This is a genomic window from Hydrogenophaga sp., from assembly GCF_019635465.1.
Taxonomy (GTDB): domain Bacteria; phylum Pseudomonadota; class Gammaproteobacteria; order Burkholderiales; family Burkholderiaceae_C; genus Hydrogenophaga.
In genome coordinates this window covers 114,338-139,064 of record NZ_JAHBZK010000009.1, presented here as the reverse complement: position 1 = coordinate 139,064, position 24,727 = coordinate 114,338, and the positions used below count along the sequence as shown (strand labels likewise).

The window sequence follows — 24,727 nt, the reverse complement described above, 5'->3', positions numbered from 1 at the left end:
ACGTTTCAACGAGCAAGAGCGAGAAAGGCATGCTGGTTATGACACCGCGAACTCAGGAGACCTGCTCCGTGGCCCATTGAGGCCCGCAGTTCGCGCCTGCCCGAATCCCTTCTTTCTCCATCCAAAGCGCGGCCACTGCCGCGCTTTTTGTTTTTCGGACTCACACCATGCCCCAGATCACGCTTCCCGATGGTTCGCAACGCAGCTTTCCCGCGCCGGTGACCGTGGCCGATGTCGCCGCGTCCATCGGTACCGGCCTGGCCAAGGCCGCGTTGGGCGGCAAGGTCGATGGCAAGCTGGTGGACACCAGTTTTCTCATCAATGGCGATGTAACGCTGTCCATCGTGACGGCCAAAGACGCCGATGGCCTGGAAATGATCCGCCATTCGACGGCGCACTTGCTGGCGTATGCGGTCAAGGAGCTGTACCCCGACGCCCAGGTCACCATCGGCCCCGTGATCGACAACGGCTTCTTCTACGACTTCTCGTACAAGCGGCCGTTCACGCCCGACGACCTGGTGGCGATCGAAAAGCGCATGACCGAACTCGCCAACAAGGACGAGAAGGTCGAGCGCCGTGTGCTGCCGCGCGACGAGGCCGTGGCGCACTTCAAGGCCATGGGCGAGCACTACAAGGCCGAGATCATTGCCAGCATCCCGGCCAACGAAGACGTGAGCCTGTACCGTGAGGGCGGCTTTGAAGACCTCTGCCGTGGCCCTCACGTACCCAGCACGGGCAAGCTCAAACACTTCAAGCTCATGAAGGTGGCAGGCGCCTACTGGCGCGGCGACCACCGCAACGAGATGCTCCAGCGCATCTATGGCACGGCCTGGGCCACGAAGGACGAGTTGCAGCAATACCTCACGATGCTGGAGGAGGCCGAGAAACGCGACCACCGCAAACTCGGTCGCGAGTTGGACCTGTTCCATCTGGACGAACACAGCCCTGGCACGGTGTTCTGGCACCCCAAGGGCTGGACGCTGTGGCAGGAGGTGGAGCAGTACATGCGCCGTGTCTACCGCGACAACGGCTACCTGGAAGTCAAGGGTCCGCAGATCCTCGACAAAGCCCTGTGGGAAAAGACGGGGCACTGGGACAAGTACCGCGACAACATGTTCACGACCGAATCGGAGAAGCGCGACTACGCGCTCAAGCCGATGAACTGCCCTGGCCACATCCTGATCTTCAAGCAGGGCATCAAGAGCTATCGCGACCTACCGCTGCGGTATGGCGAGTTTGGCCAGTGCCACCGCAATGAACCCACGGGAGGACTGCACGGCATCATGCGTGTGCGCGCGTTCACGCAAGACGACGGGCATATCTTCTGCACCGAGGACATGATCCTTGATGAATGCGTGGCCTACACCGCCCTGCTGCAGAAGGTCTACAAGGACTTCGGCTTCGAGCACATCATCTACAAGGTTGCCACGCGCCCCGAGGCGCGCATCGGCTCGGACGAAAGCTGGGACAAGGCCGAGCACGCGCTGATGGAAAGCCTGCGTCGTTCTGGTTGCGAGTTCGAGATCGCGCCTGGAGACGGCGCTTTCTACGGCCCCAAGATCGAATACACGCTCAAGGACGCCATTGGCCGCCAGTGGCAATGCGGCACCATGCAGGTGGATTTCTCCATGCCGGAGCGCCTGGACGCGGAGTATGTGGCCGAAGACGGGGCGCGCCATCGCCCCGTCATGCTGCATCGCGCCATCGTGGGCAGTCTGGAGCGGTTCATCGGCATTCTGATCGAGCAGCACGCGGGCGCGTTGCCGGTCTGGCTGGCGCCGGAGCAGGTCGCGGTGCTCAATATTACCGACGCGCAGGCCGATTACTGTCGCGAAATCGCGAAATCTCTGCAGAATCAAGGGCTTAGGGCCAAATCGGACCTGCGCAACGAAAAAATTACGTATAAAATCCGCGAGCACGCGTTGCAAAAGGTGCCTTTCATTGCCGTCGTGGGCGAAAAGGAGAAGGCAGCTGGTGCGGTGGCGGTGCGGGCCCGGGGCAACAAAGACCTCGGTGTCATGTCGCTGGAGGCCTTCTCCGAACTCGTTGCGACAGCGGTTGCATCCAAGACCTGAGCGGAAAAATCTCGCCGGTTTCTGGGTGCCACCCTCCCGCCAGTCGATGCACACCACGCATGCCAACAAGCGGCCGAAAGGCCGCTTTTGATTCGATCAACACCCACTTGAAGGAACAGAACCATCGCTACCAACTTTCGCGACCGCCGCCAGCGTGAAGAACGCGCGCACCGCCTGAACCGGGAAATCATGGCCCCTGAGGTCCGCCTCAATGGCCCGAACAACGAACCGCTGGGTATCGTGAGCTTGCAGGAAGCCCTTCGTATGGCTGGCGAGCTTGATGTCGATCTCGTGGAGATCGCTGCCACGGCCAGCCCGCCGGTGTGCCGTCTGATGGATTACGGCAAGTTCAAGTACCAGGAACAGAAAAAGGCGGCCGAAGCGAAAGCCAAGCAGACGGTCATCGAGATCAAGGAAGTCAAGTTCCGCCCCGGCACGGACGACGGCGACTACAACATCAAGCTGCGCAACATCCGTCGCTTTCTGGACGAAGGTGACAAGTGCAAGATCACGCTGCGGTTTCGCGGTCGAGAGATCACGCACCAGGAGTTGGGTCTGGCCTTGCTGGAGCGCTTGCGCAACGACCTCGGCGATCTCATCGTGGTGGAGCAGTTTCCCAAGCTGGAAGGGCGTCAGATGATCATGATGATCGCGCCCGCCAAGAAGAAGAGCGCCAGCGCTCAAGGCAAACCGGCCGAGGTGGCCGCCCCTTCGGCTGCGTGAGCCGAAGGAACGTGATTGAAGTGCCAAGGTTGGTCCCTTGGCACTTCGAGGCAGACGTCGCGAGACGTGCGCCGAAAGCGAGGCCCTGAAGAGGGCGTCGCAACAAGTGGCTCGGGGCCATCAAGACCGTGACCAGGTGTCACGGCGCCTCACGAGCACAAATAGAAGGAGCATTCAATGCCCAAGATGAAGACCAAGAGCAGCGCGAAGAAGCGTTTTCGCGTTCGTCCCGGTGGCACCGTCAAGCGCGGTCAAGCCTTCAAACGTCACATCCTGACCAAGAAGACCACCAAGAACAAGCGCCACCTGCGGGGTGCGGTGAATGTGCATGAGACCAACATGGGTCACATGGCGCAGATGCTGCCTTTCGCCGGGCTGTAAAGCCGGCCTGTAACCAAGACGAACAAGGAGAAGCAACATGCCTCGCGTCAAACGTGGTGTCACGGCTCGCGCCCGACACAAGAAAGTCCTGGCCCTCGCCAAAGGTTTCCGCGGTCGTCGCGGCAACGTCTTCCGCATCGCCAAACAGGCGGTGATGAAGGCGGGCCAATACGCCTACCGCGATCGCCGCACCAAGAAGCGCGTGTTCCGCCAGCTGTGGATCGCGCGTATCAACGCCGGTGCACGTGCCTGTGGCCTGACCTACAGCCAATTCGCCAATGGGTTGAAGAAAGCGCAGATCGAGATCGACCGCAAGGTGCTTGCCGATCTGGCTGTCAACGATCCGGCCGCCTTTGGCAGCATCGTGGAGCAAGTCAAAGCCAAGCTGGCCACCGCTTGATACCCGGCCGGGCGGCGGTGCCGCTCGTGTCCGTTCTAAGGGGTTGAGGCTTGAGGGGATTCCCCGTCGGCTTCAGCCCTTTTTTCATTGCATCGCAAGAACAACGCATGAACGAGTTGGACACCCTGGTCGATCGCGCGCGCAACGACTTTGCGCAGGCGGCCACGCCAGCCGATCTGGAAAACGCCAAAGCCCGCTATCTGGGCAAGGCCGGACGCATCACCGAGCTGATGAAGGGCATGGGTGCGCTGTCGGTCGACGAGAAGAAATCGCTCGGGGCCAGCATCAATCTGGCCAAGCAGGCCATTGAGGCCGCGCTTGCAGAGCGTCGACAGGCGCTGGCCGATGCGGAAATGCAGACGCAGCTCAAGGCCGAGGCCCTGGACGTCACATTGCCTGGGCGTCAGCGAGGCGCGGGTGGCTTGCACCCTGTGAGCCTGACGCTGGAGCGTATCGAGGCCATCTTCGGCTCCATGGGCTTTGATGTGGCCGAAGGCCCGGAGATCGAGTCCGACTGGTTCAATTTCACTGCGCTCAACACGCCGGAAGACCACCCCGCGCGTTCCATGCACGACACCTTCTATGTGGAGGGCGGATCGGCGAAGGCGCCCAATCTGCTGCGCACGCACACCAGCCCGATGCAGATCCGCCATGCGGTTCAACACGTGAAGCGCCATCGGGCGGCCATCGATGCGGATGCCGGCATGCCGGAGATCCGTGTGATCGCGCCGGGCCGCACCTACCGGGTTGACAGCGATGCCACCCACTCGCCGATGTTCCACCAGTGCGAAGGCCTGTGGATCGGCGAGAACGTGAGCTTCAAGGATCTGAAGGTCGTGTTCACCGATTTCTGCCGCACCTTCTTTGAAAACGACGATCTGGTGCTGCGCTTCCGGCCAAGCTTCTTTCCGTTCACCGAGCCCAGCGCCGAAATCGATATCCAGTTTCCCACCGGCCCATTGGCGGGGCGATGGTTGGAGGTGGCGGGTTCCGGCCAGGTCCACCCGAACGTGGTGCGCAACATGGGCCTGGACCCTGAGCGGTACATCGGTTTCGCGTTTGGCATGGGTCCGGACCGCCTGACCATGCTTCGATATGGCGTCAACGACTTGCGCCTGTTCTTTGACGGCGACGTTCGTTTCCTCAGCCAGTTCCGATAAGCGATACCCATGCAATTCCCAGAATCCTGGCTGCGTGCCTTCTGCAATCCACCGCTGGACAGCCAGCAGTTGGCCGATGCCTTGACCATGGCCGGTCTCGAAGTCGAAGAGCTGCGTCCGGTAGCGCCGCCGTTTACCAAGGTGGTGGTGGGCGAGATCAAGTCCGCCGAGCAACACCCCAACGCAGATCGCCTGCGCGTGTGCCAGGTCGACGTGGGGCAGGGCGCCTTGCTCAACATCGTGTGCGGTGCGCCCAACGCTCGCGTCGGCATCAAGGTTCCATGCGCGATGGTGGGCGCTGAATTGCCCCCCGGGGACGACGGCGAACCGTTCGTGATCAAGCTGGGCAAGCTGCGCGGCGTGGAAAGCCAGGGCATGCTGTGCTCGGCGCGCGAACTCAAGCTGTCGGAAGACCACGGTGGTCTGCTGGAGCTGCCCGCAGACGCGGTGGTGGGCCGGGATATCAGGGCGCAGCTGTCGCTTGACGACATGCTGTTCACACTCAAACTCACGCCCAACCTCGCGCATTGCCTGAGTGTCTACGGCATCGCGCGCGAGGTGTCTGCCATTACCGGTGCACCGCTTCAGGCACCTGCATTCCCGCCGGCGGCGGTGTCGTTGGCCGACAAGCTGGGCGTTCAGGTGCAGGCGCCGGACCTGTGCGGCCGCTTCAGCGGCCGCGTGGTGCGCGGCGTCAATACCAAAGCGCAAACACCGGCCTGGATGGTCGATCGCCTCGCGCGTTGCGGGCAGCGAAGCGTTTCCCCGCTGGTGGACATCTCCAACTACGTGATGTTCGAGTTTGGTCGTCCTTCGCACATCTTTGACCTCGACAAGATTCACGGCGATCTGCAAGTGCGGTGGGGCCGCAGCGGTGAGACGCTCAAACTGCTCAATGGCAACACCATCACGGTGGACGCCGAGGTCGGCGTGATTGCCGACGACCAAGCGGTCGAGTCGCTGGCCGGCATCATGGGTGGTGACGCCACCGCCGTGTCGGACGACACCACCAACATCTATATTGAGGCGGCCTTCTGGTGGCCCAAGTCGGTCGCGGGCCGCTCGCGTCGCTACAACTTCAGCACCGACGCCGGTCACCGATTCGAGCGTGGCGTCGACCCCTCAACCACCGTCGAGCACATTGAGCGCATCACCGAACTGGTGCAGACGATTTGTGGCGGCGAAGTGGGTCCCATCGACGATCAGATCGTGAACCTGCCGCGGGCCCGGCCTGTGACGCTGCGCGTCGCGCGCGCGGCCAAGGTGATCGGTATGCCGCTGACGCAAGCACAGTGCGTGGACGCCTTGAAGCGACTTGGCCTCGAAACGCAAGAGGACGAGGGGACGATCACCGTCACTCCCCCGCCGCATCGTTTCGATCTGCAGATCGAGGAGGACCTGATCGAGGAGGTGGTGCGCCTGATCGGCTACGAGAAACTGCCCACGACAGCACCTTTGGCGCCCATCACCGCACGGGTGCGCCCCGAAGCCCGTCGCGGCCCCTTTGCGGTGCGCCGGCAACTGGCACAGCTGGGTTACCAGGAAACCATCAACTTCAGCTTCGTCGAGGAACGCTGGGAGCACGAGCTCGCCGGCAACCCCGATCCGGTCAAGCTGCTCAACCCCATTGCCAGTCAGATGAGTGTGATGCGCTCGTCATTGATCGGTAGCCTGATCTCGGTGCTCAAGTTCAACCTGGACCGACGCGCGGGCCGCGTGCGCCTGTTCGAACTCGGTCGGGTGTTTCGCAAGGATGCTTCGGTGCCCGACAGCGACACCACCGTGGCCGGGTTCGATCAGCCCATGCGCGTGGCCGCCTTGGCCGCAGGCCCGGTCGACAGCCTGCAATGGGGACAGCCTGAGCGCGTCGCCGATTTCTTCGACGCCAAAGGCGACGTCGAAGCCCTGGTGGCGCCGCGTCGCCCTGAATTCCGTGCGGCAGAGCATCCAGCGCTGCACCCCGGCCGCTGTGCCGCGGTCTGGCTGGATGGTCGCTGCATCGGCCACGTGGGCGAGTTGCACCCGCGCTGGCGCCAGGCCTACGACTTGCCGAGCGCGCCAGTGCTGTTCGAGCTCGAACTGGACGCCGTGTTGGCGCGTCCCGTGCCAGCGTTCCAGGGAGTCAGCCGCCACCAGCCGGTTGAGCGCGACCTCGCCATCGTGGTGCGGGAGTCCGTGGCACACGATGCGGTGGTCGCCGCTGCCCGATCGGCCGGTGGTTCGTGGTTGCGTGACGTCGTCCTGTTCGACGTCTATCGCCCGAAAAAGGGTGCGCCTTTCGCCAGTCTGTCGCCAGACGAGAAGAGTCTGGCGGTTCGCCTCGTGCTCAACCGCGACGACGCTACACTGACCGAAGACCAGATCGAGGCCACCGTTGCCGACGTGCTCAAGGCGCTTGAGCAACAAACGGGTGCGCGTCTGCGCAGCTGACCCGGCCCACCTCATCCAAGGAGAACCTGCATGGAATTGGCCGTCGAGAGCCTCGAAACCCCGGCCCTGACCAAGGCGCAACTGGCCGATCTGCTGTTTGACCAGATCGGGCTGAACAAGCGCGAGTCCAAAGACATGATCGATGCCTTCTTCGATCTGATCACCGAAAGCCTGGTCAATGGCACCGACGTGAAGATCTCGGGCTTCGGCAATTTCCAGATCCGGACCAAGGCCGCCCGGCCTGGGCGCAACCCCCGAACGGGGGAGCCGGTGGCCATCGAGGCCCGCCGGGTGGTGACCTTCCACGCCAGTCCCAAGCTCAAAGAGCAGGTGCAGGCTGCGGTCATCGGCGATTGAGCGCCGTTGGCCGGCCTGCTGGCGGGCGGTTACAACATATCTCACGAAATCCGGGAGGGTGGGCCCCGGCAGAGGGGTACTTAGAGTAAATTCAAGGTTCGGTTTCTACCGCCTTGATTTACATGGAGAATTCTCTCCCTCCGATTCCAGCCAAGCGCTACTTCACCATTGGTGAGGTGGGTGAGCTGTGCGGCGTGAAGCCGCACGTGCTTCGCTATTGGGAACAGGAATTCACCCAGCTGCGGCCCATGAAGCGGCGCGGCAACCGGCGTTACTACCAGCACCATGAGGTGCTGATGATCCGTCGCATCCGCGAGTTGCTCTACGAGCAGGGCTTCACCATCAGCGGTGCGCGCAACAAGTTGCAGGAGCTCGCACAGGTCGAGCGTGAGGAAAAGCGCCGCCGCGATGACGACGAAGACGTGATCGATGTGATCGACCTCGATGCCGTCATCCACGAGGACGACACGGTGGTGGTGTCGGCCACAGTGCCTGAGGCCAGTGCCCAGACCTCGGTGTGGGCCGAGGTGCGCCGGGAGCTGCTCGAAATCCGCGAATTGCTTCGCCTGTCGTCCTGAGAACGGGCTGCTTTGCTGGCTATAATGCAAGGCTTGTCGGCGTGTAGCGCAGCCTGGTAGCGCACTTGCATGGGGTGCAAGGGGTCGCGAGTTCGAATCCCGCCACGCCGACCATTGATCGCAAAAGCCCGGTGTCGAAAGACACCGGGCTTTTTGTTTGGCGCGCTTGGGCCTCGACGGCGCTCGGGTTTCGCCGGGCGGACTGGACAGCTGATCACGCCTCATTTACTGTACATAAATACAGTATTTTGAGGTTTCCATGATCTTGCTGATGTGCCGGAGGGGCAGGTGTCTCCGGCGGTTCTGAATGTTGAGCGCGCGACCCTGGACTGGCCGGTCGCTGTCTGGCGCGCCGATCAGCTGGGTCGCTCGGCACCGAGGGTGTGGCCGAGCGGTTTTGCGGCGCTGGATGCCGAGTTGCCTGGGGGCGGCTGGCCCGGCCATGGGCTCACCGAATGGCTGCTGCCGCACCCCGGTGCGCTGGAGTGGCGTTTGCTGGCGCCCTTGCTCGCGCGTTGTGATGCCGAGGGGCGCTCGGTGCTGGTGGTGGGGCCGCCCCAGCCGCCGCACCCGCCCGGGCTACATCAGTACGGGGTGTCGGCGCGTCATCTGGTGTGGCTGCATGCGCGCACGCCGGCCGAACGGCTGTGGAGCACTGAGCAGCTCATCAAGGCCAACCCGGGCGGCATCGTGCTGAGCTGGTTGCCGCAGGTCAAGGCGGCGCAGTTGCGTCGGCTGCAGGTGCTGGCGGCGGCTTGCGAGACGCCGGTGTTCATCTGCCGCCCCGAGGGCGTTGCGCGCGAGGCGTCGGCGGCCCCTTTGCGCGTGCGTGCCCAGGCGGCGCCCGGCTGGGGGTTGGTGCTGGACATCCTCAAGCGCAAAGGCCCGCCGCTGACGCGGGCGTTGACGCTGCAGGCTGTGCCACCTGCCTGGCAGGCCGTGTTGCCACCGCGTCTGCACCCAGGCGTGCGGCCGGTGGTCGTACCGGAGATCGCCCATGTGGTGGTGCGCCCTGTGCCCGAGCCCGAACACGCCCTGCATTGACGCGGCGCGTCAGGCCCTGGTGCTCTGGGCGCTCGGGTACACGCCCCGCGTGACGGTGCTCGATGAAGCGGTGCTGATGGAGCTGGCGGCCAGTGCGCGCCTGTTCGGTGGACGCGAAGCCTTGCGTGCGCGTGTGCAGCACGAGGCGCGCGATCGGGGTGTCGAAAGACTGGCCTGGGCGCCCAACGCCCTGGCGGCCCTGGCCTTGCTGCGCACCGGGCAAGCCGATGCGGGCGCGCAAGTGCTGGAGGCGGTGCTGGACGCCATGCCGGTGTCGGTGCTCGGTGCGGCGCGACCCCATGCGCAGGTACTGGGGCAGAGCGGGTGCCGCACGCTGGGTGCCCTGCGCCAACTGCCGCGCGGCGCCCTGGGGCGGCGGTTCGACCAGGCCTTGTTGCACGCGCTCGACCAGCTCTACGGTCATGCGCCGCAGGCCCACGAGTGGCAGAGCGTGCCCGAAGCGTTCGAGGTCCGGTTGGAGCTGCCGTCGCGGGTGGACGATGCCGAGGCCTTGATGGTCGGTGCCCGTCGTCTGATGCAGCAGTTGCTGGACTGGTTGTTCGCGCGGCGCAGCGGCGTGCTCGCGTTCACCTTGCGCTGGGCGCACGACGCCATGCGCTCGCGCGAGGTGGGGCCGCTCGACGAACTCAGTGTGCGCACCGCCGAGCCCACGCGCGATGGCGATCACCTGTGCCGTTTGCTGGCCGAGCACCTGGCGCACGTGCAACTGCAAGCCCCCGTGGGCGAGCTCTGGCTGCTGGCCGACGAGGTCCGCCCGCTGGTGGAGCGCAGCGACAGCCTGTTGCCCGACACCGTGCGTCCTGGCGAAGCCTTGCCGCGCGTGCTCGAACGCATTGCGGCAAGGCTGGGCGCCGATCGCGTATTGCGCCCGGTGCTGGTGGCCGATCACCGCCCCGAGGCCATGTGCCGCTGGCAGCCGGCCGATCAACCCCTGCCGCGCCAACCCGATGCGGTGAGCGAGACACCGCAGCCCACCTTCTTGCTGGCCGAGCCGCTGCGGCTCGCGGTGCGCGCGCACCGGCCGATCTACCTGGGCGAGCTGCGCCTGCTGCTCGGGCCGCAGCGCGTGGAAGGCGGCTGGTGGGACCGCGACGACGCGCAGGGGCTGACGCGCCGCGTGGCGCGCGACTACTGGCTGGCGTCGTCCGAACACGCCGGCCTGTTGTGGGTGTTCCAGACCCGCGCGGCCGACGGCGGCGAGCCGGCCTGGTACCTGCATGGCGTGTTTGCCTGAGGCCGGGTCATGTCCAGCGTGTTGCCGGCCTATGCCGAGCTGTGTTGCCTCTCCAACTTCTCCTTCCTGCAGGGGGCGAGCCACCCCGAGGAACTGGTGGCGCGCGCGCACGCCCTGGGCTACAGCGCCCTGGCCATCACCGACGAATGCACCATGGCCGGGGTGGTGCGTGCCCATGTGGCGGCCAGGGAGCATGGCTTGCCCTTGCTGATCGGCAGCCGGTTCGACGTCGATGACGGCAGCGCCGACACCGGTGGTTTCACGCTGGTGCTGCTGGCCACCTCGCTCGAGGGCTATGGCCACCTCTGCGGCTTCATCACCCGGCTGCGGCGACGCGCACCCAAGGGCCGCTACCAGCTGGCCCGTCACGAGATCGATGGTGCAGCCTTGCCCGAGTGCCTGGCCATTGCCATGCCGGCGCGCCGTGCACCGCAGTCGGCCTGCGACGCGCTGGCCCGCTGGCTGTTGCAGCACTTTGTGGGGCGCTGCTGGCTGGGCGTGGTGCAGCGCCGTGCGATCGACGACGAGTTGAATCTGCACCGCCTGCGCGAGAGCAGCCGCTTGTGCGCGCTGCCGCTGGTGGCCATGGGCGATGTGCGCCTGCACCGGCGCTCGCGCCAGCCGCTGCACGACGTGCTCACCGCCACCCGCATCGGGCGCCCGATCACCGACTGCGGTTTTGCCCTGGCCGCCAGCGCCGAGCACCACCTGCGATCGCGCCTGGCGCTGGCCCAGCGCTTTGCCCCCGAGCTGCTGGCCGAGACCCTGAACGTCGCCGCGCGCTGCCACTTCTCGCTCGACGAGCTGCGCTACCAGTACCCCGACGAGGTGGTGCCGCCCGAGCACACGCCCGCGAGCTGGTTGCGTCAGCTCGCCTGGCAAGGCGCGTCGCGCCGCTGGCCACAAGGCGTGCCGGCGTCGGTCACGCAGCAGATCGAGCACGAACTCGCGCTGATCGCCGAGCTGCGCTACGAGCACTACTTCCTCACCGTGCACGACGTCGTGGCCTTCGCGCGCAGCGAGGGCATCCTGTGCCAGGGGCGGGGGTCGGCTGCCAACAGCGTGGTCTGTTTCTGCCTGGGCATCACCGAGGTCGATCCGGCGCGCATGTCGGTGCTGTTCGAGCGCTTCATCTCCAAGGAGCGCAACGAGCCGCCCGACATCGACGTCGACTTCGAACACGAGCGGCGCGAGGAGGTCATCCAGTACCTCTACCGCAAGTACGGGCGCGAGCGCGCCGCGCTCACCGCCACCGTCATCTGCTACCGCCCGCGCAGCGCCTTGCGCGACGTGGGCAAGGCGCTGGGCTTTGCACCGGCCGAGATCGACGTGCTGGCCAAGGGCGTTTACTGGTGGGACGGTCGCCAGGTTGACCGCGCGCGCTTCGTCGAAGCCGGGCTCGACCCCGACAGCCTGCGGGTGCGCCAGCTCCTGGCGCTCACCACCGAGCTGATGGGTTTTCCGCGTCACCTCTCGCAGCACACCGGCGGTTTCGTGCTCACGCGCGAGCCGCTCTCGCGTCTGGTGCCGATCCAGAACGCGGCCATGGCCGATCGCACCGTGATCGAGTGGGACAAGGACGACCTGGACGCGCTGGGCCTGCTCAAAGTCGACGTGCTGGCGCTGGGCATGCTCACCGCGCTGCGCAAGGCGCTCGACTACATCGGCCACAAGCAGGGTTTCGATTTTTCGCTGCAGGACATCCCGGCCGAGGACGCAGCCACCTACGACATGGTCTGCGCGGCCGACACCGTGGGTGTGTTCCAGATCGAGAGCCGGGCGCAGATGAGCATGCTGCCGCGCCTGAGGCCGCGCTGCTTCTACGACCTCGTGATCGAGGTCGCACTGGTGCGCCCCGGCCCCATCCAGGGCGGGGCGGTGCACCCCTACCTCGACCGGCGCCAGGGCAAGGTGCCGGTGAGCTACCCCAGCGACGACCTCAAGCGCGCGCTCGGTCGCACGCTGGGCGTGCCGGTGTTTCAGGAGCAGTGCATGCAGATCGCCATCCTGGCCGCCGGCTTCACGCCCGACGAGGCCGACGGTCTGCGCCGCGCCATGGCGGCCTGGAAGCGCAAGGGCGGGCTGGGCAAGTACGAGCGCCGCCTCATCGACGGCATGACCGCGCGCGGCTACAGCCTCGACTTCGCGCAAAGCGTGTTCGAGCAGGTCAAGGGCTTTTCCAGCTATGGCTTCCCCGAAAGCCACGCCGCCAGCTTTGCGCTGCTGGTCTACGCCAGTTGCTGGATCAAGCGCCACCACCCGGCCGAGTTTCTGGCCGCCATGCTCAACAGCCAGCCGCTGGGCTTTTACAGCCCGAGCCAGCTGGTGCAGGACGCGCGCCGCCACGAGGTGGTGGTGCACCCGGTGGACGTGCTCCACAGCGACGCCGACAGCACGCTTGAGCCCCAGGGCGCACACCGCATGGACGCGGTGCGCCTGGGGCTGCGCCTGGTCAGTGGTCTGTCGCAAGCGGCCATGCAACGCATCGTGCAGGCACGCCGACAGCGCTGGTTCGACAGCACCGACGACCTCGCGCGCCGGGCCCGCCTGGCGCGGCGCGACCTGGAGCTGCTGGCCGCGGCCGATGCGCTGGCCTCGCTCAGCGGCCACCGCCGCCAGCAGGTGTGGGACGCGGTGGCGCTGCAGCCCGTGCCCGCGCTGCTCAGCGAGGCCCCGGTGGACGAAGTGCCGCTGGCGTTGCCCGCCGCGCCCGAAGGCGAAGCCATCGTGTGGGACTACGCCAGCCTGGGCCTGACGCTGCGCCGCCACCCGCTGGCCTTGCTGCGGCCGATGCTGGCGCGACGGCGTCTGTCGAGCGCGACCGAACTCCAGGCCATGCCCGATCGGCGCCTGGTGCGCCACGCCGGCATCGTCACCTTGCGCCAGCAACCCGAGACCGCCAGCGGGGTGGTGTTCGTGAGCCTGGAGGACGAAACCGGCGTGGTGCAGGTCATCGTGTGGCGCCAGGTGCGCGAGCGCTTTCGCCAGGTGTTGCTGCGCTCACGGCTGCTGGCGGTGTACGGCACCTGGCAACGCGAGGGCGAGGTCTGCAACCTGATTGCCGGTTACCTTGAAGACCTCACGCCGCTGCTGGGGCGGCTGGCCACCGAGAGCCGGGATTTCCATTGAGCACGCACCGTCGCTGCGATGTTGAACCGACGGCGTTCAACCCATCAGCCGCTCGGTGATGTGCCGCCAGTGCGCCGGCGACACCGGCGTGATCGAGAGCCGGTTGCCGCGCTTGAGCAGCAGCATGTCCGCCAGCGCAGGGTCAGCGCGCAGTTCGGGCAGGCCGATCAGCCGCGTCTTGCGCAGCGCCTGCACGTCCACCAGCAGCCAGCGTGGTGCCTCGGCTTTGGAGGCGCCATCAAAGTAGGGCGATGCCGCGTCGAACTGGGTCGGGTCCGGGTAGGCGGTGGAGGCCACGCGGGCCAGGCCGGCGATGCCCGGCTCGGGGCAACTCGAGTGATAGAACAGCACGCCGTCGCCGACGCGCATGGTGTCGCGCATGAAGTTGCGTGCCTGGTAGTTGCGCACGCCGGTCCAGGGCACGGTGTGCCCGGGCGCGGCCAGCGCATCGTCGATCGAACACTCGTCGGGCTCGGACTTCATCAACCAGTACTGCGCCATCAGGTATTGCCTTGTTCGCCCGTGCGGGGCATCACCGGGCGCAGCCACCACAAACACAGCAGCGCACTGGCCACCAGACCCGCGGACACCCACAAAGCGCCCATGCCCCAGCGTTGCACAAAGAAGCCGAACAGCAGCGGCGCCAAGGCCTGTGCCACCCGCGAGGGCGCGACGATCCAGCCCTGGCGTCGGCCATAGCCGACCGGCCCGTAGAACACCAAGGGCAGCGTGCCCTTGGCGATGGTGAGGATGCCGTTGCCCAGGCCGTGCAGCACCGCAAAGACCGAGGCGCCCGTCGCCCCCAGCCCCATCCACGCCAGCACACCCAGTGGGTGCATCGACGCGGCCAGCCGGGCCGACCACAGCGGATGAAAACGCCGCAGGCCGCCGAACTCGAGCAGTCGGCCGGCCACCTGTGCGGGGCCGATGAGCGCGCCGATTGCCAATGCACCCGCGAGCGACAGGCCGCCCGCCATGAGCATGGCTGGCAGGTGCGCGGCCATGGCCGTGCTGACAAACCAGGTGGCCGCAAACACGTAGGCCAGCACCCAGGCCACATACGGTGGTGGCGCGGGCTGGTGGTCACTGTGCGCGGGCTGCAGTGCTTCGGGCGGTGGCAGGTGCTCGGTGCGCGGCATCGACGCGTTCAGTGGCAGACCCACGACGAGGTGCAACAAGGCCCAGCCGAAGCAGGCGCCACGCCAGCCGAAGTCGGCCTCCATCCAGCCCGACAGGGGCCAGCCCACGGTGCTGGCCAGGCCGCCGAGCAGTGTGACCCCGGTGATGGCGTTGCGCGCACCCTGACCCTGCAGCCGGACCAGCGTGGCAAATGCCGCTTCGTACAAGCCCGAGCCCATGGCCACCCCGATCACCAGCCAGCCTGCGTACAACGTGACCGGCCCCTGCGCCAGGCCCAGCAGCGCCAGGCCCGCCGCAAACAGCAGGCTCGTCACCATGAGCACGGGGCGCCCGCCGCGGCGGTCGATCGTGCGCCCGGCCGAAGGCCCCAGCGCGGCCGACAACAGCATGGCCACCGTCACCGCCAGCCAGATGGTGCTCTCGGGCAAGCCCAGGCCGGCCGCCATCGGTTTGGCCAGGATGGCCGGCAGGTAGTAGCTGGACGCCCAGCCCAGTGTCTGGGCCGTACCCAGTCGCAGCACCAGCGAGGCCTTGTTGTCCATGAAGGATCAGACGATGTCGAACACGTGCAGGCCAAAGCGCCCTGCGCGTCGATCGGCGAAGTAGTGCTGCAGCGTCTCGCGCACGGTGCGAAACGCGATCTCGTCCCAGGGGATTTCGTCTTCGCGAAACAGCCGGGCTTCGATCGTCTCGTGACCGGGGTCGAAGCGGTCGCTGAGCAGGCGGGCCCGGTAGAACAGGTGCACCTGCCCCACGCGCGGCACGTTCATGAGGGTGAAGAGCTCGCCCATGTCGATCTGGGCACCGGCCTCTTCGTCGGTTTCGCGGCGTGCGCCCTCGGCCGTGGTCTCGCCGAGCTCCATGAAGCCCGCGGGCAGGGTCCATTTGCCCCAGCGCGGTTCGATGTTGCGCTTGCACAGCAGCACCTGCTCGCCGTCGACGCCCCATACCGGCACGGTGCCCACCACGTTGAGCGGGTTGTCGTAGTGCACCGTGCCGCAGGCGGGGCAGACCGCGCGCTCGCGCGTGTCGCCATCGTCGGGCAGGCGCATCTGCACAGCGGTGCCGCAGTTGCGGCAGAACTTGGCGGGCGGACGCAGCATGCAGGCAGTGTAGTGGGGCAGGCAAAAAAAAGCCGGGGGCAACCCCGGCTGGCACAGGCAAAAAGGCTCAGGCCTTCTTGCCGTGCTTGGCGATCAGCGCCTTGGCCGTCTCGAGCAGTTTCTTGCCGTCGTAGCCGCGCTTGTCCATCTCCTGCGCCCACTCCACTTCCACCAGGGCTGCCTTGCGCTTGAACTCCTGCGCTTCGGTGGCCGAGATGGTGTGGATGGTGTTGCCCTGGTCCACCGCGGCCTTGCGACCGGCGACGTCACCGCTTTGCTGCACCTTGCCCAGCCAGCCGGAGGTTTCCAGACCGGAGTGCTTGTCGATGACGGCCTTGAGATCGGGCGGCAGGTTGTTGTACTTGGCCTTGTTCATGGCCATGACGAAGGTGGTGGTGTAGAGCGCGCCACCAGCGGGATCGAACTCGCTGTGGAACTTGGTCAGCTCGTGCACCTTGACGGCGGGGACGACTTCCCAGGGGATCACGCAGCCGTCGATCACGCCTTTGGAGAGCGAGTCCGGGATCTGCGGCAGCGGCATGCCCACCGGGGTGGCGCCCAGGTAGCCCAGCATCTTGGTGATCTGGCGGGTCGGGCCGCGCACCTTGGAGCCGCGCAGGTCTTCGGCCGAGTTGATCTGCTTGCTGCGCATGTGGATCACGCCGGGGCCATGCACTTGCAGGGCGATGGGCTGGGTTTCCTTGAACTCGTCCTGGGCGACGGTCTGCACGTATTCCCAGTAGGCCTTGGAGGTTGCCTCTGCGTTGTTCATCATGAACGGCAGCTCGAACACCTCGATGCGCGGGAAGCGGCCCGGCGTGTTGCCCGGCAGCGTCCACACGATGTCGACCACGCCGTCGCGGGCCTGGTCGTACAACTGCACCGGCGAGCCACCCAGCTGCATGGCGGGGTAGGCCTCGAATTTGATGCGTCCGCCCGAGTCCTTCTCGACCTTGTCCATCCAGGCCTTGTGCATGTTGAGCCACACGTTGGACTGCGGCGCCATGAAGGTGTGGAACTTGAGCGTGACGCTCGACTGGGCAAAGCCGGTGAGCGCGGGTGCGCCCAGGGCGATGGCCGCACCGGACTGGATCAGGGTTCTGCGCTGGATCATGGGATGGGTCTCCTTCGGGTTGATGATCGATTGAAGCTTGAACTATCGCTGTGGGTGTGGGAAGAGGTGATACCCGCAGGCGGGGATCAGACCACTTTCACCGTGATCGGTGTCAGGCCGTCGACGCCACCATGCAGGACGTCGCCCGCGACGACCGCGTTCACGCCTTCGGGGGTGCCGGTATAGATGAGGTCGCCAGGCTGCAGTTCCCAGGCGGCCGACAGGTGCTCGATGGTCTCGGCGATGTTCCAGATCAGCTTGTTCACGGCGCTGCGCTGACGGTCGGCGCCATTGACCTGCAACCAGATGGCGGCATTGACCACGTCTCCGGCTTGATCTGCCGGGGTGATGGGGCCGATGGGCGCCGAGTGGTCGAAGCCTTTGCCGATGGACCAGGGGCGCCCCTGTTTCTTCATGTCGTTTTGCAGGTCGCGGCGCGTCATGTCCAGACCCACTGCGTAGCCGTAGACGTGCTTGAACGCGTCGGCCGCGGCGATGTTCTTGCCACCCGTGCCGATGGCCACCACCAGTTCGATCTCATGGTGCAGGTTCTTGGTCAGCGACGGGTAGGGCATGCTGGCCGTCTGGCCCGCATCGGCCACCACGATGGCGTCGGCCGGCTTGAGGAAGAAGAACGGCGGCTCGCGGCCGGTGAAGCCCATTTCCTTCGCATGCTCTTCGTAGTTGCGGCCGACGCAGTAAATGCGGTGAACCGGGAAGCGCTCGCCACGCCCCACGATGGGCACGGACACGGTGGGGGGTGGGGTGAACAGGTAGGAGGTCATGGGGTGCGAGTGTGCCACCGCCGCTCAGTACTGGGTGTCCGGCAGGTGCACCACCAGACCATCGAGCTCGGGCGTGAGCATGATCTGGCAGGACAGGCGGCTGTTCGGCTTCACCGCGGCGGCGGCGAAATCGAGCATGTCGGATTCGTCGGCGACCGGTGCGGGCAGCCGGCCCACCCATGCCTCGTCGACATAGACGTGGCAGGTGGCGCAGGTGAGCGTGCCGCCGCAGTCGGCGGCGATCTGATCGATGCCGGCATCGACTGCGGCTTTCATGAGGCTCTGGCCGGGCGCACATTGCACGTCGCGGGTGCGCTGGTCGGGGGCGATGAAGTGGATCTGGATCATCATTCGTTGGGCGTTGGGCGTTGGGCGTTGGGCGTTGGGCGTTGGGCGTTGGGCGTTGGGTAGATCGAGCGGTCTCGCCGAACGCGCAACCCTCAGCGCCCAAAGGATCGTGGGGGTGTTGCTTCAGTAGCGGGCGAAGTACTCGCGGCGTTCGAAATCTGCCTTGTCTTCGGCGGCGGCGTGGCGGTCGAGCTCTTGCTGCTTGATGCGGCAGAAGTGGTTCACCACCGATTCGCCCAGGCCCTGCACCATGGCCGGGTCCGCGCGCAAGGCGGCCAATGCGTCGCCAAGGTTGGTGGGAATGCGCTCGGCGCCTTCGGCGTAAGGCGCTTCGGTGCCGGTGGGAGGGAGCAGTGCGCGCTTGAGGCCGTCGAGCCCGGCGTGGATCTGCCCGGCCATGCACAGGTACGGATTGGCCGCCGGTTCACCCAGGCGGTTTTCAATGCGTGTGGCGGCGTCGCCCGCGTTGCCGACCACGCGCAGCATGGCGCCGCGGTTGTCGCGCCCCCACAGAATGGCTTGCGGCGCGAGGGCGTTGGGCCGGAACCGACCAAAGCCGTTGACCGTGGGCGTGCACAGCGGCGTGATGGCGCGGGCATGGGCGAGCAGGCCGGCCAGCCAGTGCGCGCCGGTCTTGCTCAGTGTGTGCTGCGCGTCCTGCGGCGTGCTGCCCACCAGCGGCTCGTCGCGCGCGAACACATTGCGGCCGGTGGCCAGCTCCACCACCGATTGGTGCAGGTGCCAGCCGCTGGACATGATGTTGGGAAACGGCGGACGGCACATGAACGTGGCGTGGTAGCCGGCGCGGCGAAGCGCCTGCTTCACCCCGTTGCGCAACTGCACCATCTGGTCGGCGGCGGTGAGCGCGTCGGTGGCATCGAACACCGCCTCGACCTGGCTGGGGCCAAGCTCGATTTCGAGCGACTGCAGTGGCAGGCCCAGGCCCAGTGCGGTGCGCTCGACGATGCGCAGCGGCTCGTCGGCCAGGTCGATCATGGCCTCGCCTTGCAACTGGTAGCCGGGGTGCACCATCTGCATGGCGGGTGGCTCACCGGGCCAGGCCGCGCGTTGCGGATCGAGCTGCGGCGTGGTGTCGGTGATGCGGTAGATGTGGAACTCGACCTCGAGCCCGGTCTTGAAGCCCAGCCCTTCGCGCGCCAGCGTCGCCAGCGCATGCTGCAGCACGCGCCGGCTGTCGAAGTCCACGGGCTGGCCGTCGGCGTGCCAGGGCTGACAGCGCAGCCAGCCGGTGCCGGGCGCCCAGGGCAACTCGACGAAGCTCTCGGGGTCGGGCAGCAGCAGCAGGTTGGCCGCACCGGCAAAGCCCGGCAGGTCGTCGGTGCCACCGGGCTCGAATACCTTCCACGCCGTTTTGTCGGCGGTGTCCTTGAGCATCAGCGTGCCCACCATGCCGACGCCGTCGCGCAATGCGCGCAACGCGGCGTGGGGCATCAGCGTCTTGCCGCGCAGCAGGCCATGGGCGTCGCACCAGGCCAGACGCACCCGCTGGATGCCGCGCTCCTCGATGAGCCGCTTCAGGCGCAGGCAGGCGGCTTCGCGCGCGGCGTCGTGCACGCCGCAGAGGGCAGAAAAGGTCATTTGGCGCCTAACGCTGCGGCTGCGTCTGCGAGGGCTTTGCCCTCAACGGTCCAGGGTGCGCGCTCGCGGCGCTCGCGCACGGCGGTCTGCCACCAGTCCTGCCAGGCGCCGGTGGGCGCAAAGCCGTCGATGGTGTCGGGCCCGCTGATCTCGGCCAGGCTGGCGGTGCTGGCAATGCCGGGTGCATCGCCCCCGTTCTCGACGGCGTCGATGGCCTGCTGCAGCAACCGTCGGTGGGCCATGATGACTTTGTCGCTGGTGCCCAGGTGCTCGCGGGTGCGGTCCTGAATGGCGCCCATGCTCTCGCAAGCCCATTGGTCGTGCACGTTGATGTCGTCTTCACCCATGCCGAGGTAGGTGCGCTCGACCTGCTCCTGCGGGTTGAAGCCCCAGTGGTTGTGGCGGCCCATCTTCGGCTCGAAGAAGGGCAGGGTCACCGCTTGCAGCCGCGGCGTGCGCATGGCGGCCTTGTCCACTGGCGCATCGAAGCTGGTGAAGAAGGCGTACCAGTAGTTGTGGGTGTCGTCCACCGGCACATGCATCTGGGTGATGGTCATGGTCTCCGACAGCGGAATGACGAAGGTCTGCGGGAACACCGCGTTGGTCACGCGCACGTGGGTGAGCTGCTCGTTGAGCTGGCGCAGGGCGGTCAGCTGCAGGCCCCAGGGCTTGGCTTCGTGGCTGATGTCCGGGCGGCCGAACTCGCGCATCACGCGCGTCATGGGCCAGCGTTCGCCCTCGACCTCGCCGGCACTGGCGCCGCGGAACTGTTTGCCATAGGCGTCGTCCAGCGATGCGTCGTTGAAGAAGCGGTGCAGGTAGGAGGCGTGCGCCGGGTCGATGCCGACTTCCAGCGACTGCAGCCAGTTGCAGTTCCACAGGCCCTTGAAGGCAAAGGTGTGGCTGGCTGGCGCTTCAAAGCAGTCCAGCGCCGGCAGTGGCGGCGCTTTGCCTTCGGCGCCGAGCCAGGCAAACAGCACGCCGCTGCGTTCCACTAGCGGGTAGCTCTGCTGGCGTACGCGCTGGCACAGGGTGCTGCCCACGGGTTCGGCCGGTGTTTCCAGGCAGCGGCCTTCGACGTCGAACTTCCAGCCATGGAAGGGGCAGCGCAGGCCGTCGCCTTCGTTGCGGCCGAAAGCCAGGTCGGCGCCGCGGTGGGGGCAGTCGCGGTCGAGCATGCCGAAGCGGCCCTGAGCATCCTTGAACAGCACGAAGTTCTGGCCCAGCAGGCGTACCGGCTTGACCGGCCGCACGGCCATGGCCGGATCGATGGCGGGGTCGAATTCGTCGAGCAGGGCGACGGGCTGCCAGTAGCGGCGCAGCAGCTCACCGGCGGGGGTGCCGGGGCCGACCTGGGTCAGGCGTTGATTGAGTTCGGCTTTCATGGGGCGGTAGGTGATGAATCGATCAGGGTAAAACGGGATACCGTTTTGGCGATTCAGTGTACATTCTCGCGCCATGAGCTTGCAAGAAACTGTTTTGATGCAATTGCGCGACTGGATCCTGTCGGGCGAATTCGAGCCCGGGCAGCGCCTGGCCGAACAGCAACTGGCCGAGCGGCTGGGGGCGTCTCGCACACCGGTGCGGGCGGCCCTGGTGACGCTGGAGCAGGAGGGGCTGGTTGAAGCCAATGACACGGGCAAGTTCCTGGTGCGTCAGTTCACCGCGCAGGAGGTGATCGACGCCATCGCGGTGCGCGGTCACCTGGAAGGCATGGCCGCGCGCCTGGTGGCCGAGCACGGTCTGTCGCGCGCGCTGCAGCACGACCTGCAGGCCGCGCTGGAAGAGGGCGACCGGCTGCTGGCCGATGACCCGCTCACGCTGGAGAGCTATGCCGCCTACGCCCGCATGAACGACCGCTTTCATGCGCTGATCCTGGCGGCTTGCGGCAACCGCGCCTTGCAGCGCGCCGTGACGCTCAACGACAAGCTGCCCTTTGCGCCGGCATCGGCCATGCTGCCCATGCAAGGCACGGTGGCGCTGGACCGTGACTGGATGCTCTATGCCCACCGGCAACACCACATGTTGTTCGATGCGCTCAAACGCGGCGAAGGTGCGCGGGCCCAGGCGCTGGGCACCGAGCACACCGAGGTGGCGCAGATGAACATGCGCCTGGCGCTGGAGCGGCGATCGGAGAGTGAGCGGGTGATGCCGTTGATGAAGCTGGTGGTGGGCTGAGCCTTCTCGCCAACGTTTGCTCTGGGCTGGCGCTTCTCTCCAACGTTTGTTCAGGGTCGACGGGGTGGGTATCCGTTCTCCGGCTTGCTCGCGGGCGTCTGCTTAGGCAGGCCTGCACCCGGGCGTCACACCGCTTTGGGCACGCGACCTCAGTGGCAACCGCGAATTGGCGCCTGCGAGCGGACACCCACCCCATCGACCCCGGTGGCGCTCCGACACACCGCCGAAAACCGCCGCAGGCATGCCTGCTCGTCACTCTCGGTGGCTGGTGGGGTTCGCGGGCGCAGGCCCCATTCGCGGTTGCCGCTGAGGCAGAGCGCCGACACGGTGTTGATGAACCGATGTTTGAGTGAGGGTGCAGACGCCCGCGAGCGTGGGCCGGAGAACGCGGACCACGCCAGCCGCCAGCGCGTGGTCGTCGAGCGAAGCCAGCGTGCGAACTAAACGCCCAGATGCAGGGCCAGCAATTCAGGCTTGGCGAGCAGTTCCGAAGTGGCCCCTTCAAACACCACCTCGCCCTTCACCAGGATCAGGTTGCGATCGGTGATCTGCGTGACGTGTTTCCAGTTCTTGTCGACGATCACGCTGCTGATACCGCTCTCGCGGATCAGGCCGCAGATGCGCCAGATCTCGCGCGCGATCAGCGGGGCCAGGCCTTCGGTGGCCTCGTCGAGGATGAGCAGGTCGGGATTCGTCATCAGTGCGCGGCCGATGGTGAGCATCTGCTGCTCGCCGCCGCTGAGTTGCTGGCCACCATGGCCCAGGCGCTCGGCCAGGCGCGGAAAGGTCTCGAGCACGCGCTCGTAGGTCCACTCGCGCTGGCCACGTGTGCCCGGGCGGGCGGCCATCACCAGGTTCTCTTTCACGCTCAGGTTGCCGAAGATGCCACGGCCTTCGGGCACGTAGGCAATGCCCTCGCGCGCCACCGCGTAGGGGGTGGCGCCGGTCATGTCGCGGCCCCTGACCTGCACCTGGCCGCCGCTGGGTTTGACCAGCCCGACGATGGACTTGAGCAGCGTGGTCTTGCCCATGCCGTTGCGGCCCATCAGGCCGATGGTCTGGCCGGCCTCGATGCGCAGATTGACCCCGCGCAGGATGTGGCTCTGGCCGTAGTGGGTGTGCACGCCGCGGGCGTCGATGAGCGCGTTCATGCGTGTTCTTCCCCGAGGTAGGCGGCCTGCACGCCTTCGTCGTTGCGGATCTGCTCGGGCGTGCCGCTGGCGATCACCTGGCCATTGACCATCACGGTCAGCACATCGGCCAGCGCGAAGACAGCGTCCATGTCGTGCTCGACCAGCATGATGGCGTGCTCGGGTTTGAGGCGCTGCAGCAGCGCCACCATGCTCTCGGCTTCGGCCGCGCCCATGCCGGCCAGGGGTTCGTCCAGCAGCAGCACGGTGGGCTCGGTCGCCAGCGTCATGGCCACCTCGAGCTGGCGCTGCTCGCCGTGGCTGATGGCTGCGGCGATCTGGTGCGTGCGTTCGGTCAGACCGGCGAGTTCGATGGCGCGCTCGCAACGTGCATTGACTTCGCTCATGCGGGCCGCACTCGTGAACCAGTGCAGCGGATTGAACGGAAGCTGGCGCTCGCGCGACTGCGCGGCCAGACGTACGTTGTCCCACACGCTGAAGGGCAGAAAGATGTTGGTCTTCTGGTAGCTGCGGCCCAGGCCCTGGCGTGAGATGCGCTCGGGTGACCAGCCGGTGATGTCCTGCCCATTGAGTTCGATGCGCCCGCTGGTGGGCGGCAGGTCGCCCGAGAGCAGGTTGGTCAGCGTGGACTTGCCGGCGCCGTTGGGCCCGATCACCGCGTGAATGCGCCCGCGGTGCAGATTGACCGACACGTCGTTGACCGCGGCCAGGCCACCGAAGCGCTTGGTGAGTTGTTTTGCAGAAAGCAGCAATTCGCTCATGCCTGGCCTCCGCGGCGGGTGAAGCGCTCCACCAGACCCAGCAGGCCGCGTGGCGCCACGATGACCACCAGCACGATGAACCCGCCCATGAGCAACTGCCAGTGCTTGGTCAGGTCCTTGAACAGGTGCATGACGTACTCGAAGGCGAAGGCGCCGACGATGGCGCCGGCGAAGTTGCCCATGCCGCCCAGGATGACCATCATGATCGCGTGCGCGCTCAGGTGAAAACCCATGAGCTCCGGGTTGACGAAGCCGGTTTGCGCTGCCCACAGGTAGCCCGCCACGCCGGCCAGCGCACCCGCCAGCGTGAATGCGGTGAGCTTGTAGCCGAAGGTGCCGTAGCCCACGGCCCGCATGCGGTGCTCGTTGACCCGGATGCCGGCCAGTGCGCGACCGAACGGCGAGAACAACAGCCTGCGCAGCGCGAAGTACAGCGCCAGCAGCACCACCAGCGTGAAGTAATAGAACGCGACCCGATTCTCCAGGTCGATGCCCAGCGCGCTCGCGTCGGGACGGAAGTTCACGTAGATGCCGTCGGAGCCGCCCAGCGCCTTGTTGTCGAAGAACAGGAAGTACACCATCTGCGCGAAGGCCATGGTGACCATGATGAAGTAGATGCCGTGGGTGCGCACCACGAAGAAACCGATGACCAGTGCGGCCAGGCCGGCCGCCGCCGCCGCGGCCGTCAGCGACCACCACACAGCGATGGGCGTGTCGGCGGGGGTGAGGAAGGCAAGGGCGTAGCCCGCCAGGCCGAAGAAGGCAGCGTGGCCGAGCGAGACGAGTCCGGTGACGCCCTGCAGCAGGTCCAGGCTCATGGCGAAGATCGCCAGGATCATCATCTGCGTGAGCATGCCGACGTAGAAGTCGCGGCCATCAAAGGGCACGAAGGGAAACGCGGCCAGCGCCAGAAGGCCGACGATCAGAACGGCGACGATGCTGCGCGGCAGCCGTTCGAGTTGGGCTTTGGCAATGCTCATGTGGCCCCCACGCTCGGCATTGCATGTCCTTCGCTG

The 24,727-nt window shown here is 66.4% G+C and carries 23 protein-coding genes and 1 tRNA gene; 13 read left to right on the top strand and 11 right to left on the bottom strand.

All coding sequences use genetic code 11. From position 1 onward, the window contains the following. Nucleotides 1-167: 167 nt before the first annotated feature. The 12 genes from thrS (at nucleotide 168) to KF871_RS10215 (ending at nucleotide 13,532) form a co-directional block, all read left to right on the top strand. Entirely contained in the window at nucleotides 168-2,075 is a 1,908-nt protein-coding gene (gene thrS, locus KF871_RS10270; protein ID WP_291141612.1) for a threonine--tRNA ligase, read from the top strand. Between the two features lie 123 nt (nucleotides 2,076-2,198). After that, nucleotides 2,199-2,798, top strand: a complete 600-nt coding sequence (gene infC, locus KF871_RS10265; protein ID WP_291141722.1) for a translation initiation factor IF-3 — start codon at nucleotides 2,199-2,201, stop codon at nucleotides 2,796-2,798. Between the two features lie 177 nt (nucleotides 2,799-2,975). Beyond that, entirely contained in the window at nucleotides 2,976-3,179 is a 204-nt protein-coding gene (gene rpmI / locus KF871_RS10260) for a 50S ribosomal protein L35 (protein ID WP_009517525.1), read from the top strand. Between the two features lie 37 nt (nucleotides 3,180-3,216). Next, complete coding sequence (rplT, locus tag KF871_RS10255; RefSeq protein WP_009517526.1) at nucleotides 3,217-3,579, top strand: 50S ribosomal protein L20; 363 nt, start codon at nucleotides 3,217-3,219, stop codon at nucleotides 3,577-3,579. Between the two features lie 107 nt (nucleotides 3,580-3,686). Continuing rightward, nucleotides 3,687-4,739 (top strand): phenylalanine--tRNA ligase subunit alpha, encoded by a 1,053-nt coding sequence (gene pheS, locus KF871_RS10250; RefSeq protein ID WP_291141609.1) that lies wholly within the window; start codon nucleotides 3,687-3,689, stop codon nucleotides 4,737-4,739. A 9-nt stretch (nucleotides 4,740-4,748) separates the two neighbouring features. Beyond that, nucleotides 4,749-7,169 (top strand): phenylalanine--tRNA ligase subunit beta, encoded by a 2,421-nt coding sequence (gene pheT, locus KF871_RS10245; RefSeq protein ID WP_291141606.1) that lies wholly within the window; start codon nucleotides 4,749-4,751, stop codon nucleotides 7,167-7,169. Between the two features lie 30 nt (nucleotides 7,170-7,199). Next, nucleotides 7,200-7,526, top strand: a complete 327-nt coding sequence (locus KF871_RS10240; protein WP_291141603.1) for an integration host factor subunit alpha — start codon at nucleotides 7,200-7,202, stop codon at nucleotides 7,524-7,526. Between the two features lie 122 nt (nucleotides 7,527-7,648). Next, entirely contained in the window at nucleotides 7,649-8,104 is a 456-nt protein-coding gene (locus KF871_RS10235; protein WP_291141601.1) for a MerR family transcriptional regulator, read from the top strand. Nucleotides 8,105-8,141: 37 nt separating this feature from the next. Then, a tRNA-Pro gene (locus tag KF871_RS10230) sits at nucleotides 8,142-8,218 on the top strand. A gap of 174 nt (nucleotides 8,219-8,392) precedes the next feature. Then, the gene (gene imuA, locus KF871_RS10225) at nucleotides 8,393-9,148 is read left to right on the top strand and encodes a translesion DNA synthesis-associated protein ImuA (RefSeq protein ID WP_291141599.1); all 756 of its coding nucleotides are present in this window, start codon (nucleotides 8,393-8,395) and stop codon (nucleotides 9,146-9,148) included. Beyond that, nucleotides 9,102-10,403, top strand: coding sequence for a DNA polymerase Y family protein (locus tag KF871_RS10220; protein ID WP_291141596.1), 1,302 nt, complete (start codon nucleotides 9,102-9,104; stop codon nucleotides 10,401-10,403). Before imuA ends, KF871_RS10220 begins: the two co-directional genes overlap by 47 nt. A gap of 9 nt (nucleotides 10,404-10,412) precedes the next feature. Then, entirely contained in the window at nucleotides 10,413-13,532 is a 3,120-nt protein-coding gene (locus tag KF871_RS10215; RefSeq protein WP_291141592.1) for an error-prone DNA polymerase, read from the top strand. Between the two features lie 36 nt (nucleotides 13,533-13,568). On the opposite strand, the gene KF871_RS10210 is transcribed toward KF871_RS10215, so the two are convergent. The 8 genes from KF871_RS10210 to KF871_RS10175 all read right to left on the bottom strand — a co-directional run bounded on the left by KF871_RS10210 (nucleotide 13,569) and on the right by KF871_RS10175 (nucleotide 21,006). After that, the gene (locus tag KF871_RS10210) at nucleotides 13,569-14,033 is read right to left on the bottom strand and encodes an EVE domain-containing protein (RefSeq protein ID WP_291141589.1); all 465 of its coding nucleotides are present in this window, start codon (nucleotides 14,031-14,033) and stop codon (nucleotides 13,569-13,571) included. Then, entirely contained in the window at nucleotides 14,033-15,214 is a 1,182-nt protein-coding gene (locus KF871_RS10205; protein WP_291141586.1) for an MFS transporter, read from the bottom strand. Before KF871_RS10205 ends, KF871_RS10210 begins: the two co-directional genes overlap by 1 nt. A gap of 6 nt (nucleotides 15,215-15,220) precedes the next feature. Then, nucleotides 15,221-15,775 carry an NUDIX hydrolase gene (locus tag KF871_RS10200; protein WP_291141583.1) on the bottom strand — a complete coding sequence of 185 codons (555 nt, stop codon included), beginning with the start codon at nucleotides 15,773-15,775 and terminating at the stop codon, nucleotides 15,221-15,223. A 67-nt stretch (nucleotides 15,776-15,842) separates the two neighbouring features. Next, a complete protein-coding gene (locus KF871_RS10195; protein WP_291141579.1) occupies nucleotides 15,843-16,889 on the bottom strand; it encodes a TRAP transporter substrate-binding protein in 1,047 nt (348 codons plus the stop codon). A gap of 86 nt (nucleotides 16,890-16,975) precedes the next feature. Beyond that, nucleotides 16,976-17,674, bottom strand: a complete 699-nt coding sequence (locus KF871_RS10190) for a fumarylacetoacetate hydrolase family protein (RefSeq protein ID WP_291141576.1) — start codon at nucleotides 17,672-17,674, stop codon at nucleotides 16,976-16,978. A 24-nt stretch (nucleotides 17,675-17,698) separates the two neighbouring features. Then, entirely contained in the window at nucleotides 17,699-18,022 is a 324-nt protein-coding gene (locus KF871_RS10185; RefSeq protein ID WP_291141720.1) for a 2Fe-2S iron-sulfur cluster-binding protein, read from the bottom strand. A 123-nt stretch (nucleotides 18,023-18,145) separates the two neighbouring features. Next, the gene (locus tag KF871_RS10180; protein WP_291141573.1) at nucleotides 18,146-19,621 is read right to left on the bottom strand and encodes a glutamine synthetase family protein; all 1,476 of its coding nucleotides are present in this window, start codon (nucleotides 19,619-19,621) and stop codon (nucleotides 18,146-18,148) included. Further along, nucleotides 19,618-21,006, bottom strand: coding sequence for a Rieske 2Fe-2S domain-containing protein (locus KF871_RS10175; RefSeq protein ID WP_291141570.1), 1,389 nt, complete (start codon nucleotides 21,004-21,006; stop codon nucleotides 19,618-19,620). Before KF871_RS10175 ends, KF871_RS10180 begins: the two co-directional genes overlap by 4 nt. A 73-nt stretch (nucleotides 21,007-21,079) precedes the next feature. Here KF871_RS10175 and KF871_RS10170 point away from each other — a divergent pair, with 73 nt between their 5' ends. Next, nucleotides 21,080-21,799 carry a GntR family transcriptional regulator gene (locus KF871_RS10170; RefSeq protein WP_291141567.1) on the top strand — a complete coding sequence of 240 codons (720 nt, stop codon included), beginning with the start codon at nucleotides 21,080-21,082 and terminating at the stop codon, nucleotides 21,797-21,799. 440 nt (nucleotides 21,800-22,239) lie between these two features. On the opposite strand, the gene KF871_RS10165 is transcribed toward KF871_RS10170, so the two are convergent. From KF871_RS10165 to KF871_RS10155, 3 genes are read right to left on the bottom strand one after another with little or no spacing between them, the layout of a single operon-like run. After that, the gene (locus tag KF871_RS10165; protein WP_291141565.1) at nucleotides 22,240-22,950 is read right to left on the bottom strand and encodes an ABC transporter ATP-binding protein; all 711 of its coding nucleotides are present in this window, start codon (nucleotides 22,948-22,950) and stop codon (nucleotides 22,240-22,242) included. Then, entirely contained in the window at nucleotides 22,947-23,711 is a 765-nt protein-coding gene (locus KF871_RS10160; protein WP_291141562.1) for an ABC transporter ATP-binding protein, read from the bottom strand. Before KF871_RS10160 ends, KF871_RS10165 begins: the two co-directional genes overlap by 4 nt. After that, on the bottom strand, nucleotides 23,708-24,691 hold the full coding sequence (locus KF871_RS10155; protein ID WP_291141559.1) for a branched-chain amino acid ABC transporter permease: 984 nt from the start codon (nucleotides 24,689-24,691) through the stop codon (nucleotides 23,708-23,710). The genes KF871_RS10160 and KF871_RS10155 overlap by 4 nt, the downstream gene beginning before the upstream one ends. Nucleotides 24,692-24,727: the final 36 nt, after the last annotated feature.